This is a genomic window from Rhizobium sp. O111 (assembly GCF_055616315.1).
The window spans coordinates 149,183-161,769 of record NZ_JBSHXL010000004.1; the positions used below are offsets into that span (position 1 = coordinate 149,183).

The following is a 12,587-nucleotide window of genomic DNA, read 5'->3' on the forward strand; positions in this document are numbered from 1 at the left end:
GTTCCTTTCCTTCACTGATAATAGGAGCCGCCGCGGATGTTGGTGTGCGGCGGTGTCGGTTTGACGGGCTCTGCGGTGGGCCTTGCCCGATCGAGACCGGATTTGAGGATGGCGTTGACGGAGGAATAGGTAATCGCGTTGATCATCAGCGCCCGCTCGCAGGCCGCCTCCAGACGCTCCCGCTCATAGCGGCGTGCCAGGGAGAGAATGCCGAAGGCGGAGCGGTATCCCTGCTCGGGATGAGGTCGGTCGCGCATCAGCCGCTCGACCAGAATGGCGGTGTTGACGCCGATCGTCATCGCCTGTCGGATCAGGCTTGCGGGTGTCGTGTTCGCATAGCGCTGGTGCGCCTTGGGCATGTGCTCGTTGACGGTGACATGACCGGAGCGCTGCGAGCGGCGGACGTGGCTGGCGACCCGCTTGTGGTCGTAGAAGATCTCAACCACCCGGTGGGTGAGCCGAACATCCACGCGCCGACCGATCAGCCCATGCGGCGTCGAGTAGAAGGTTCTGTCGACCTCGACGTGGTAGTCGGGGTGGACCTTCGCCGATTTCCATTCCGCATATTCGAACGGTGTCGATGGCAATGGCGACAAGGCCGTACGTTCAATCTCCTCGAACATCTCCCGACGGCTCTTGCCGACATGGCGCATGGGCCGGTTGTTCAGGTCCTCCAGGAGAACGGCGATTGCGGCATTCAGATCGGCGAGGCTGAAGAAGCGCCTGTTGCGCAGCCGGGCCAGGATCCAGCGTTCGACGATCAGCACCGCACCCTCGACCTTTCCTTTGTCTCGGGGCTTGCGGCTTCGGGTCGGCAGGATCGTTGTGTCGTAATGCTCGGCCATGGCGGCAAAGGTCTGGTTGAGCGTCGGCTCGAACCACAGTGCCTTGACGACGCCCGCCTTCAGATTGTCGCAGACGATCGCCTTCGGCACGCCGCCGAAGAAGCTCAGCGCCCGGCACTGCCCCTCGATCCAGTCAGGCAGCTTTTGACTGAAGCTGGCATGGGCGAAGGTGAAGGATGACGCGCCCAGCACGGCCACGAAGATTTGCGCCTGGCGGATGACGCCGGTATCGGGGTCGATGACGGGCAAGGTGTGGCCGGCATAGTCGGTCTGCATCACCGCGCCCGCCACGTGACGATTGCGGAATGTCGCGCTCGTGCGGCGCTGGAATATGCCGAACCTGTCGCAGAACCAAGTGTAGCCATAACCGTCGGGGTGGGCACCTCGATATTCCTGCCAAAGCAGCGTCAGCGTCACGCCCTTGCGCTTCAGCTCGCGCGCGATCATCGGCCAATCCGGCTCGATCAGATCCTGCGGCGGACGGCCCACCCTCCGGAATAGAAGCCCTTCAAGCGCCGCATCATCGTCACAACCAGGCGGAAGCGGCCAGCCCCAAAGCCCTGCCTCTCGCGCTCGCAACAGATAGGTCGAAACCGAGGTCTTGCTGATCTTCAGCCGTTCCGACACCGCACGCACGGAAAGCCCATGCTCATGCGTCAGCCGCAGGATCGATCGTATGTCCTTCACGCTCGTTCGTCTCGCTTGCTTCCGTCTTGGCATGGCCCCTCTCAACCCAATGATGAGAGGGCAAAATGCCAGAACGGCGCTCCCGAGAACCGACCGTCATATCCGCCCCGAAAACTGTCCGGGAATTAGCGGAATCACTGTCCCGTATTTACTGAAATCGCTGTCCGCGAATTACCGGAATCGGTGTCCGTGATTTAGTGAAACACGCAGAATTTGGCTTGGAATTCGTGGCCGTTGTCGGTCCTGATCTCATGGATTCGGAACGGGAACTTCTCGATGATGTGGTCGACGAAGTCGATGGCGCTAGCCTGGGTGTGTTTCTCGTAGATTTTCAGAGCCCGCACCCTTGTCGCGTCATCAATGGCAGTGAACTGGAAGCGTCGAACCTTTTCACCGCACGCCCCTTTAAAAGTCAGGAACTTGACGTCCATCTGAATGTGGTGGCCGGGAACCTGCTTGTTGTAACGCTTGGTATGGACCTTGCGTAGGCGGGTGCCGCGCGGAAGGCGGTTGACGCCATTGCGTTTCAATATTCGGGAGACGGTTGCGTCTGATACCTTGATGCCGTGATACCGCGCCAGATACCAAACGATGCGCATGGGTCCGAGATAATATTTGCTCCGGAGATGGAGAACCTTCTCTTCGATCTCGATAGGCGTTCTGTTGGCGTGCCATTTAGGAATGGGCGGGTGATTCACCAAACCGGCGTCGCCGTGTTTCCGATAGGCTTCACGCCAACGGTAGAAGCTGCTGCGACCAATCCCAAAATACCGGCAGGTCTTCGCAACATGCCCAGTCTCGTCAGCATGCCGCAGAATGCGTAGCTTGCGCTGTATCTCGCGCTGATCCTTGTTCATGTGCATCTCCATCGTCCCAGAATTGGGAAGCTAATGGAAATGTCCCGCGAGTACCGACATATCTACAGGCTGTCGATGGCACCCGCCGTTGGCGAAGCCTCCTTCCCCTCCAGCTCCCGCGCCTCCATGACGAGGTGATGATTGATCCGTGACCAAAGGCCCATGGCCCGCCATTCATAAAAATACCGCTGCACCGTCGAACTGGGCGGAAAGTCCTTCGGCAGCATCCGCCACTGACAACCTGTCGACGCAATATAAAGAAGCGCGTTCACAACCTCGCGTAGATCGGTCTTGCGCGGCCGACCCAAACGCCGGGGAGCAGGCATGAAAGCCGCAACAAAATCCCATTCGCGATCCGTGACATCGCTTGCATATCGGGCCGTATGACGAACATAATTCTGCCGGGTGGTTTCAGTCCAAGCCATCGTGCTCTCCATCGAATCTTCGCAAATCCGATGAAATCACAACTGACTGAAATCACTCACATATTTTTGGGTCAGCCTCTCAGAGAGTTGCTGACTGCCCGCCGCGCTTTGGTCAAAGATCAGGTGACCGCGAAGACGCGGCTTGCTACTGCACGGAACCCGCTCGTGCGAGAACAGCTTGGCCGCCGCATTGAGGACATCGGTGCCGATATTCAAGCGCTTGATGAGGTCATTGCGCAGATCGCCAGGCAGCGAGGCACCCTTGAAGAGCGCATCCGCCGATTGATGACCATTCCGGGGATTGGTCGTCTGACCGCAACCACCATGCTGATCGACATGCCGGAGCTTGGGCACCTCGAGGGCAAGAAGATCACCGCTCTCGCCGGACTTGCGCCAATGACGCAGCAATCTGGAAAGTGGCAGGGCAAGGAGCGGATTACCGGCGGACGGTCATCCATTCGGCGCGCGATCTACATGCCCGCACTTGTCGCCATCCGTTTCAACCGAGACCTCCACGACAAGTATCAGCAGTTGCTAAAGGCCGGCAAAGCGAAGAAAGTCGCCATTACCGCCATCATGCGGCGCATCATCGTTCTTGCAAATACTTTGCTGCGTGAGAGGCGAGATTGGCTGCCTGATCGCCCTTGACCAAGACGGATACTCGACCGCCGGTCGAAGTGATGGTGGGTTTCATTGACGCTCATCGGGGCGCGCACGGGGTCGAGCCGATCTGCAGCCTTCTGCCGATTGCCCCGTCCACATATTACGATCATCTGGCGAGACGATCTGATCCGACACGGCTGTCAGTTCGTGCGCGCCGGGACGAAGCGTTACGTCCCGAGATCCGGCGCATCTTCGAGGAGAACTATCAGGTCTATGGGGTGCGCAAGGTTTGGCGGCAGTTGCGTCGCGAGGGCTTTTACGTTGCCCGCTGCACCGTTGGCAGATTGATGAAGGTCATGGGCATTCAAGGTATTATCAGAGGCAAGCCGCACAAGACGACGATCCCGGACAAAAAGCAGCCTTGCCCGATGGACAAGGTTAACCGCCAGTTCCAGGTGCCGGCGCCGAACATGCTATGGGTCAGCGATTTCACCTATGTCGCCACCTGGAGGGGCTTCGCTTATGTCGCCTTCGTCATCGACGCCTATGCCCGCAAGATTGTCGGCTGGCGCGTCAGCACCACGGCTCATGCGGGGTTCGTTCTCGACGCACTGGAACAGGCGGTTCACGACAGGCGTCCAGCAAAAGGTATGGGGCTGGTTCATCACAGCGACAGGGGTGCGCAATACCTGTCCATTCGCTACAGTGAGCGGCTCGCAGAAGCCGGGATCGAACCCTCGGTGGGCAGCGTTGGCGACAGCTATGACTGGCCGAAACAATCAACGGCCTTTTCAAGGCAGAGGTCATTCACCGGCGCGGACCATGGCGGAGCTTCGAAGCCGTCGAATATGCCACGCTGGAATGGGTCGACTGGTTTAACAACCGCCGCCTGCTCGAGCCAATCGGGAACATCCCGCCAGCCCAGGCAGAGGAGAACTTCTATGCAGCTCTGGAAACTGAAGCCATGGCCGCGTAACTAACCGTAATTAGCCTCCGGCAAACCCGGCGCGTGTGTGGATGCCCCCGACTTTGCAAGGGTTTTCTTCCGATTTCTTTTGCAGCATGTTGCTTCTATCGGTCGTGTGTCAGGCCTCTGATCGTGGCCTGCGCCACGGGGCCGGTATGCAGTTCGAAGAACAGGGGCCACATCGGTTCAAAGAGCTTTGTGCTCGAGCCCCGGGACTGGTTTACCCCGTCCTGAACATTGAAGTCCTTGCCGCATAGGTCGTCAGTCGATTTCCTTGCCGGGATCAAACGACCCCGAGACGTTCGCCGCTACCTCCTGTAGGAGGTGACGGTTCACGCCATTCGATAATCTTGCTCTCTTGTCATGATCGCCCATATGATCCGGGCCATCTTGTTGGCCAAGGCAACAGCCGCAACCATGCGAGGTTTGCGCCCGACAAGCTGTCCAAGCCAGTTGTCTGGCAAAATGCCCTTTCGGATGATCCAGCGAATCCGGCTCATAGCGCCGATAATCAGCAGTTTTCGGATATCGGACTGGCCCATTTTACTCACCCCGCCATGACGTTGCTTGCCACCCGTAGACCTCTGCCGTGGCACTATGCCGAGCCAGGCGGCAAAGTTCCTGCCGCTGGAAAACGTGCGCAGATCCGGAGCAAACGCCATTACTGCACCGGCCGTCACTGGTCCCACACCTGGCACCGTGCAGAGACGCCGCATCTCAAGGGTTTCTTTTATAGCGCCTCTCAGCCTGAGGGTCAGGCCATCGATCTTGGCCGTAAGCAGGGCAATCTGATCAAGGTAAAGTTGGGCCATCTCCCTGACGCTGTCCGGGATCTGGATGGTCTCGTCCTCCAGCAGGGCCGCTGCTTGCTTGAGATGGGTTGGCCCTTGCGGAAAGACCAGACCGAACTCGGCTAAGTGACCCCGCAGCGCATTGATCAGTTGCGTACGCTGGCGAACAAAGCACTGGTGGGTTCGGAAAACTACAGCGCGCGCTTGATGCTCGGCGCTCTTCACAGCAACACAATGCATGTTCGGGCGCAATACCGCTTCAGCAATTGCCGCAGCATCTGCCGCGTCATTCTTCTGCCGCTTGACTAATCACGAGGTCGTCGTAATGCGGAGGAGCGCGGCCTGATCGGCGGATTTTCGCTGTTTTCCGATCGGCTTGCTTTGCATTATTCGGTGCCGAACCTCTGCGGGTCAATCGACCAACAGAGGACTCGCCAATGCCCTATATCCGTCACGAACTAATTGCCGCACTCAATTCCTCCCTTATCAGTCAGCGATACAGCCCGGTCGTGGTGAGGAATTACTGCACCTACGCATCTGGATTTCTCGATTATCTGGGACAGCGGGGCATCCTGGTCGCAGACGTGATCGACGTGCAGGTAGAGCAATACCTGCGGCACGCGATCGTAAAGTTCGAAAAGGAGCGTGGTCGACGTCCCGGCGCACGCTGGCACGAGGTTCCGCGCTCCGGAATTCATGCGCTGTTGCGACTTGCTCACGGTCAATGGCCGCCAGCAATCGAGCCTATCTGCGCGGCCGATGTGGCCCGATTTGCAGTTTGTGACGAATACGAAATCTGGCTGCGTGAGGAACGCGGGTTGGCTCGCTCCAGCGTCGCAGCGCTGATGTGGGAAGCCCGGAACTTTCTTGCCTGGCAGATCGATTACGGAAGCGGCGGCTTGGCGGGGCTGAGCGTCGTTGACGTAGACCGTTACATGGATCTGCGCGCGCCGAAACTGACGCGCTGCTCGCTGAAGTCTGTCGCAGAGCGGCTTCGCTCGCTGCTGCGATATCTCCACATCACGGGTCGCGTCACAACGGACCTGTCAGGGCATGTGATAGCTCCGACGCTTTATGCATATGAAGGAGTGCCCTCAATCCTGGAGCGAGACCAGATCGCCGCGGTGCTGGAAACCGCGAGGGCGGACAAGACGCCAGCGGGGCTGCGGGACCATGCAATCCTGCAACTCCTTGCAACATATGGGCTACGGTCTGGAGAGATCCGCAATCTGCGGATCGAGGACATCGACTGGCGGACGGAAGCCATCCATGTTCGCCACCACAAGACGCGGGCCAGCACATCGCTGCCCCTGATGGAGCCGGTCGGTGAAGCGTTGCTTGCTTATCTGCGTTCCGGGCGGCCCGTGACGGACGCCAGGGAAATCTTCCTCCGCACGCGCGCGCCCTATCGCAAGCTCGACAAGCTTTACAGCGTGGTTCGCCGGTGGCTCCGTGACGCTGGTGTCCAACCGCCTGGTAAGTGTGGACCCCATATCTTCCGCCATGCGCGCGCTGTTGAGATGTTGCGGGTCGCGGTGCCTCAAAAGGTCATCGGCGACGTGCTGGGGCACCGTTCGACGGGATCGACGGCTCCCTACCTCAAGCTCGCCACCGAGGACCTCAGGGCCATTGCGCTTGACGTGCCGGGAATGGAGGTGCTGGCATGACCGCCCGCTGGCCCGATCCCGACCGCGCGATCATTGACCGCCATGTCGCGATCCTTGATCTGCACAGCATGAAAAGCCGAGCCTGTTATCGGCAGGTCCTGCATGGCTTCCAGGATGTGGCCGAACGTTACGATGCACTCGGTCAGGAAGTGCTGATTGCGTGGCTGCGTAAATCGGCCGAATGCTGGGCAGCGACGACGCGGCTACACCGCACCCGCATCATTGACCGGTTCCTCGAACGCCTGGTGGAAATCGGCGCGATCGAACGCAATCCCGTCACCGCTCTGCGAGATGCGTGCAATATCAAGCAGTGCATGCCCATCTGGCGGGCATTGGCGTCGCGGGATCCGGAACAGGCTCTCGCCGAACTGCGCCAGCCCAGGCCGTTCGGCAGCGTGCTGGGCGAAATGATGGCTGAGCATGTCGCGATGATGCGGCGCAGAGGATACAAATACACTTCGCAGCCCCTGTTGCTCTTGCGGTTCGACCGGTTCCTGCAGCTGCATCCGGGACCGGAGGCCGAACCGCTGAGCGCCATGGTTGATCGATGGGCGGCAACGAATGTCACGCGTCACCAAGTGGAGGAATGCGAAAAGCTCAAACGCGTCTTTGCGAAAATCCTTCGTCACCGCGACCCGTCGATACCTGTGCGGCGACCGGACCCGAGACCGAGGAAGGAGGCGGCCAGGCAATGGCGAAAGGCTCATATCTACTCGCCTGCCGACGTGCGGCGGATGCTCGAGGTTGCCCGCACCTATCCGTCTCCACGGGTGCCGCTTCGGCCGCTGAGCATGTACACAATGCTGCTGCTGGCCTATTGCGCAGGCTTGCGGCGCGGCGAGCTTGCCCGGCTCGATCTTGGTGACGTTGACCTGCGGGACGGTACGGTAACCGTCCGGCAGACCAAGTTCTTCAAGACTCGGATACTGCCGCTTCCCGACAGCGTTGTAGTCGAGCTTCGCGCCTACGTCGATGCACGGCGTCGTGCCGGTGGATCACAGGACGCGCGCTCCGGCTTGTTCTGGCACGAGCGAGGCGACGGTCACTACACGCCGGAAATGATCACGTGGTTGCTCTCTGACGTCATACGTCGCGCTGGGTTGAAGCCATTGCGAGGAAAAGCGGGCCCTCGCGTTCATGACCTGCGCCACTCGATGGTCGTGAACAGAATCCTGGAATGGTACCGGACGGGCATCAACCCGCAGGATCGCCTGCCGTTCCTCGCGACCTATCTCGGCCATAGGGATATCAACTCTACATTGGTCTACATCACCGTCACGCAGGAGCTGCTGCATTACGCGAATGAGCGGTTCCGGGCAGTTGGCGCACCGTGCCTCAGCATGGGGCAGGAGATGCGGCCATGAGCAAGGTTGACCGGTTCCCGGCCCTGCTGCGCGCGTTCTTCTACGAATGGCTGGTCGAGCAGCGCAACGCATCCATCCATACAGTCCGATCATACCGCGATACCTGGCGGTTGTTGCTCCGGTTCGTCGCCCAGCGTACTGGGAAGAAGGTGGCTATGATCACGCTGGCCGATCTGGCCGCCAGCGAGGTCGCCGCGTTCCTCAGTCACGCCGAACATGACCGTGGCGGTACGATCGGCACGCGCAACTGCCGGCTTGCGGCGATCCGCAGCTTCTTCCACTTCGTGGCCACAAGGGATCCTGGATCGATCGCGCAATGCGTGGAAATCCTCAACATACCGATCAAGCGCGCTCCGGTGTCGGAACCGAGCTATCTGGATCCGGCGGAAGTGACGGCGATCCTCGCTCAGCCAGATCGTTCGACCATTGAGGGCATGCGGGATCATGCGCTGCTCTCGTTCCTCTACAACAGCGGCGCACGAATACAGGAAGCGCTCGACCTTTGCCCAGAAGCAATCCGGTTCGAAAGCCCGAGTTGCGTGCGTTTGACCGGTAAGGGACGGAAGGAACGTATCTGTCCGCTCTGGCCAGAAACCGTGATGTTGCTGCGGAAACTGCTTGAACGGCAACCACGGGCGCCCGACCAGCGGCTGTTCGTCAACCGCTATGGCGAGCCGCTCAGCGCCTCCGGGGTCCGGTTCAAGCTCGCCGCCTACGTGAAGGCGGCGGCCGAAACCATGCCAACGCTGCGTGCCAAGCACGTAACGCCACACGCCTTCCGGCACGCCACCGCCGTGCACCTCATCTCGGCCGGCGTCGACATTACGGTCATCCGAAGCTGGCTCGGTCATGTCAGCCTCGACACGACCAACCACTATGCCAGGGCCAATCTGGAAACGAAGCGGAAAGCCCTGGAAAAGGTCGCCGTTCCAGCCACACCCGGCAGCCAGCCATCCTGGAAGCGCGATGCCAGCGTGCTCGCCTGGCTCGACACACTCTGAAATAATGCGGAGGAACATCGACAAGAACGGCGAAAATCCGCCGATCAGGCCGCGCTCCTCCGCATTACGACGACCTCGTGATTAGTAAAGTTATGCTCACCTCGCCATAACTTGACGAAAGGCTTTACATAAATAGGCGGAATCAGCCTGACATCGTGGCCGCTGCTCTGCGCGACGCGGCCCCAATAGTGGCTGGTCGCGCACGCTTCCATTGCCACAATGCATGGCTCCTGCGTATCAAGCACCTGCATCAGCTTCGCGCGGGAAACCGTACGGTTAAATAGAACCGCCCCACCCCGATCAGTGCCACAGATCTGAAAGCTTCGTTTGGCGAGGTCAATTGCCAAAATATGCACGTTAGACATGGTCTCCTCCTTCAAATGCGCCACCCTGGCGCGGATGACATCATACGATGCCAGGCGAAGGGGCATCCACCGCATCAGTTCAGAGAACGGCGTGCTGACGCTTTCGGTCGGCGGTCAGGGACCTCATCACGACATGGTCGCGCTCTCCGGCGCGCTCAACTTGGCGCCCGAGAAAATCCGCGTCCTCAACCCGATGATGGGAGGAGCTTTCGGCGGCAAGGAGGACTTGAACGTCCAGCTGCCCCTTGCGCTGGCGACCTTCAAGACCGGCCGTCCGAGCCGCCTCATGTATGACCGCGAGGAATCGATCCGCGTTGGCGTAAAGCGGCACGGCTATCAGGTTGCCTACGAGGTGGGAGCAGCCGCCGACGGCACGCTTCTGACCGCGAACATCTCGCTCCTGTCGGATGCGGGCGCCTATATGACCTACAGTCCGGTCGTGCTGTCACAGTCGGTCGAGCATTGCACTGACCCCTACCGCTTCAAGGCGGTGAAGGTCGACGCCAAGGCGATTTATACCAACAACGGTGTAGCCTCGGCTTTCCGCGGCGTGGGCGCTCCGCAGGTCCTACCAGGCATAGAACAGGCCGTGGACGACATTGCCCGCGCGACCGGGATTTCGCCCTTCGAAGTTCGCCGCCGAAACCTCCTGCGCAAGGGCGACAAGGCGGGTCCTGGTTTCCCAATGGCCGAAAACCCGATCCTCGCACCGCTGCTCGATGCGGCCGAAGCCGGCTCGCTCTGGAGTGGGCGCGAGGCCTTCAAGGCGGCCGCCAGTCCCTTTGCCGCGCGGGGGGTCGGTGTTTCCTCGGTATGGTATAGTTTCGGCCTGGGCTCGGGCGCTGAAGCGGGGGCGACGGTGCGCCTGACCCGTCGGGCAAGCGGCCGCTACCTCCTGGAACTCGGCGTCCCCGATGTCGGAAACGGCAATCTCACTTCGTTCATGATGATCGCCGCCGAGCATCTGGCCTGCACCCTCGAAGACATCGATTACATCATGGGTGACAGCTTCGGGCCGAACTCTGGCGCGACACACGGTTCGCGCACGACCTATGTGGTTGGCAATGCCGTTGCCAAGACCGCCAAGGAACTGCGCGCCAAGATCGCCGCCGCCGGCCACAACGATGATCTCGTGGTCGAGGCATCGTTCATCCCCGAGCAGACCGAGCAGTTCGTCTTCGGCATGCCTCACATCGCCTACAACTACCTGGTCCAGGTCATGGGCATCGAGGTCGATCGGTTAACCGGCGAGGTCAGCGTCCTGGAGGTCGAGAACTATGTCGAGACTGGCCGCATGATCCATCCACAAAACATCGAGGGCCAGATAGAGGGGGCATTCGTCCAGGGCCTGGGCTTCGCACTCTACGAGGATCTGATCCTTCAGGCCGGCAAGGTGATGAACCCGTCGCTGACGAACTACGTCATCCCCAGCATCCGTGACACCCCCATCAAGATGACCACGCGGCTGTTCGAACATCCAGACGTGACTAACCCCCTGGGCGTTCGCGGCCTGGGCGAGATCGGCCTGCCGGTCGTCCCCTGCAGCGTGGCCAACTCCATCTACGATGCGATCGGCCACCGCTTCGCAAAATTCCCCATCAGCCCTGAAGCCGTCCTGTCTGCGCTCAAAGGAGAGGAGTGAGAAATGATCAAGTTCGTCGTTAATGGCGTGGACAAGACCCTGTCCGCCGATCCGCGCACTCCGCTTCTGGAGGTCTTGCGTGAAGACCTGGGCCTGACCGGCACGAAATATGGCTGCGGCGAGGGCGAGTGCGGCGCCTGCACCGTCATCGTGAACGGCAAGACGATCTGCTCTTGCCTCGCCTTAGCCGGCGCCGTCGAAGGGAATGAGATCACCACAATCGAGGGCATAGGAAATGATCCGGTCGGTGTCTCCCTCGCCATTAACCTCGCAAACGAGGGGGGTGTGCAATGTGGGTTCTGCACGCCGGGGTTCGTGATGCAGGGTTGGAGCGCGGTCACTTCGGGCGAGGTTAGATCCGAAGAGGACCTGCGCGATGCCCTTGGCGGCAACCTATGCCGCTGTACCGGATATTCGAAGATCCTGACGGCGATGCAAAAGAGCGTGAACGACTCTCCTGGATCTCCGCTTTCCGCGCGGCTCGGCTCCGGCACAGCCACGAGTTTGCAAATGGACGGTTACTGGCGGCCGGCCTCGCTGGCCGAACTGCGCAGCGGTCTGGCCGCACAGGTGGCACCATATCGCTTCGCCGCGGGCTACACTGACCTGATGGTGCAGGAACAGCACCACCTGAAGGATTTGACGCTGATAGACTTGGCGGCTGTTTCCGAGTTGCGCGGGATCCGTGAAGACGAGACCTACATCAGCATCGGCGCCATGACCTGCTGGACCGATATCATTCATTCGCCCGAAATCGCTGCCCATTCGCCGGTTCTGGCCATGGCAGCGCGCGAGATCGGCGCGATGCAGATCCAGAACCGGGCAACGATCGGCGGCAATATCTCCAATGCTTCGCCTGCTGCCGACGGCCTGCCGCCGCTTTATGCCTATGACGCCGAGATCCTCTGTATGGGGCCGCAGGGCGAGCGCGCGGTTCCCATTGCCGATTTCGTACAGGGCCCGCGGCGGGTGGCTCTGGAACCAGGCGAGTTCATCGCCGAGATACGAATCCCCAAGGCTGGAGACCGGCGCGCAGAGCAGTTTTTTTTCGAGAAACGCGGCCCGCGCAAGGCGCAGACCATCTCGAAGGCGTCAGTGGCCTATCACGCATGGACCGGTGCCGACGGCGCGCGCCAGGTGCGCATCGCGATTGGCGCGGTGGCGCCCACAGTGTTGCGCGTGCCGGAAGCCGAGCGCCTGCTCGCGGCGGGCGGAGATCGCGAGGAAGCTGCCGCCGCCCTGATGGCGGCCGCCCGTCCGATCACCGACATCCGCTCGACTGCGGAGTATCGGCGCGACCTCGTCGGGGGACTTCTCCTGCACGGCCTTGCACGGGCAACTGCCAACTGACCGGCGTCCCACGCGTGCCTTGG

General features: G+C 60.7%; 8 protein-coding genes, 4 pseudogenes and 1 other annotated feature. Of the genes and pseudogenes, 7 read left to right on the top strand and 5 right to left on the bottom strand.

Going from position 1 to position 12,587, the window contains the following annotated elements:
* Positions 1–11 precede the first annotated feature (11 nt).
* The 3 genes and pseudogenes from istA to ACVTFQ_RS32215 all read right to left on the bottom strand — a co-directional run.
* Complete coding sequence (gene istA / locus ACVTFQ_RS32205; RefSeq protein ID WP_269704282.1) at positions 12–1,565, bottom strand: IS21 family transposase; 1,554 nt, start codon at positions 1,563–1,565, stop codon at positions 12–14.
* 176 nt (positions 1,566–1,741) lie between these two features.
* Positions 1,742–2,389 (bottom strand): annotated as a pseudogene (locus ACVTFQ_RS32210) (helix-turn-helix domain-containing protein); the annotation flags it as partial.
* A 68-nt stretch (positions 2,390–2,457) separates the two neighbouring features.
* Positions 2,458–2,814: pseudogene (locus ACVTFQ_RS32215) on the bottom strand (transposase); the annotation flags it as partial.
* Between the two features lie 30 nt (positions 2,815–2,844).
* Between ACVTFQ_RS32215 and ACVTFQ_RS32220 the strand changes: the two are divergent.
* Both ACVTFQ_RS32220 and ACVTFQ_RS32225 read left to right on the top strand, forming a co-directional pair.
* A complete protein-coding gene (locus ACVTFQ_RS32220) occupies positions 2,845–3,462 on the top strand; it encodes a transposase (RefSeq protein ID WP_269704333.1) in 618 nt (205 codons plus the stop codon).
* Positions 3,454–3,569: a sequence feature (AL1L pseudoknot), on the top strand. Its footprint overlaps the gene before it by 9 nt.
* Positions 3,477–4,393 (top strand): annotated as a pseudogene (locus tag ACVTFQ_RS32225) (IS3 family transposase); the annotation flags it as partial. It overlaps the preceding feature by 93 nt.
* 323 nt (positions 4,394–4,716) lie before the next feature.
* On the opposite strand, the pseudogene ACVTFQ_RS32230 reads toward ACVTFQ_RS32225, so the two are convergent.
* A pseudogene (locus tag ACVTFQ_RS32230) lies at positions 4,717–5,463 on the bottom strand (IS110 family RNA-guided transposase); the annotation flags it as partial.
* A 149-nt stretch (positions 5,464–5,612) separates the two neighbouring features.
* Here ACVTFQ_RS32230 and ACVTFQ_RS32235 point away from each other — a divergent pair.
* Genes ACVTFQ_RS32235 through ACVTFQ_RS32245 form a run of 3 tightly spaced genes read left to right on the top strand, consistent with a single transcriptional unit; the run spans position 5,613 to position 9,207 of the window.
* Entirely contained in the window at positions 5,613–6,842 is a 1,230-nt protein-coding gene (locus ACVTFQ_RS32235; RefSeq protein WP_269704327.1) for a site-specific integrase, read from the top strand.
* Positions 6,839–8,206 (top strand): tyrosine-type recombinase/integrase, encoded by a 1,368-nt coding sequence (locus ACVTFQ_RS32240; protein WP_269704329.1) that lies wholly within the window; start codon positions 6,839–6,841, stop codon positions 8,204–8,206. The genes ACVTFQ_RS32235 and ACVTFQ_RS32240 overlap by 4 nt, the downstream gene beginning before the upstream one ends.
* A complete protein-coding gene (locus tag ACVTFQ_RS32245) occupies positions 8,203–9,207 on the top strand; it encodes a site-specific integrase (protein WP_269704331.1) in 1,005 nt (334 codons plus the stop codon). The genes ACVTFQ_RS32240 and ACVTFQ_RS32245 overlap by 4 nt, the downstream gene beginning before the upstream one ends.
* Before the next feature lie 44 nt (positions 9,208–9,251).
* Here ACVTFQ_RS32245 and ACVTFQ_RS32250 read toward each other — a convergent pair whose 3' ends face one another.
* On the bottom strand, positions 9,252–9,572 hold the full coding sequence (locus ACVTFQ_RS32250; RefSeq protein ID WP_269704278.1) for a hypothetical protein: 321 nt from the start codon (positions 9,570–9,572) through the stop codon (positions 9,252–9,254).
* 34 nt (positions 9,573–9,606) lie between these two features.
* Here ACVTFQ_RS32250 and ACVTFQ_RS32255 point away from each other — a divergent pair, with 34 nt between their 5' ends.
* Both ACVTFQ_RS32255 and ACVTFQ_RS32260 read left to right on the top strand, forming a co-directional pair.
* Entirely contained in the window at positions 9,607–11,214 is a 1,608-nt protein-coding gene (locus ACVTFQ_RS32255; RefSeq protein WP_470424651.1) for a xanthine dehydrogenase family protein molybdopterin-binding subunit, read from the top strand.
* 3 nt (positions 11,215–11,217) lie between these two features.
* Complete coding sequence (locus tag ACVTFQ_RS32260) at positions 11,218–12,564, top strand: FAD binding domain-containing protein (protein WP_269704272.1); 1,347 nt, start codon at positions 11,218–11,220, stop codon at positions 12,562–12,564.
* Positions 12,565–12,587: the final 23 nt, after the last annotated feature.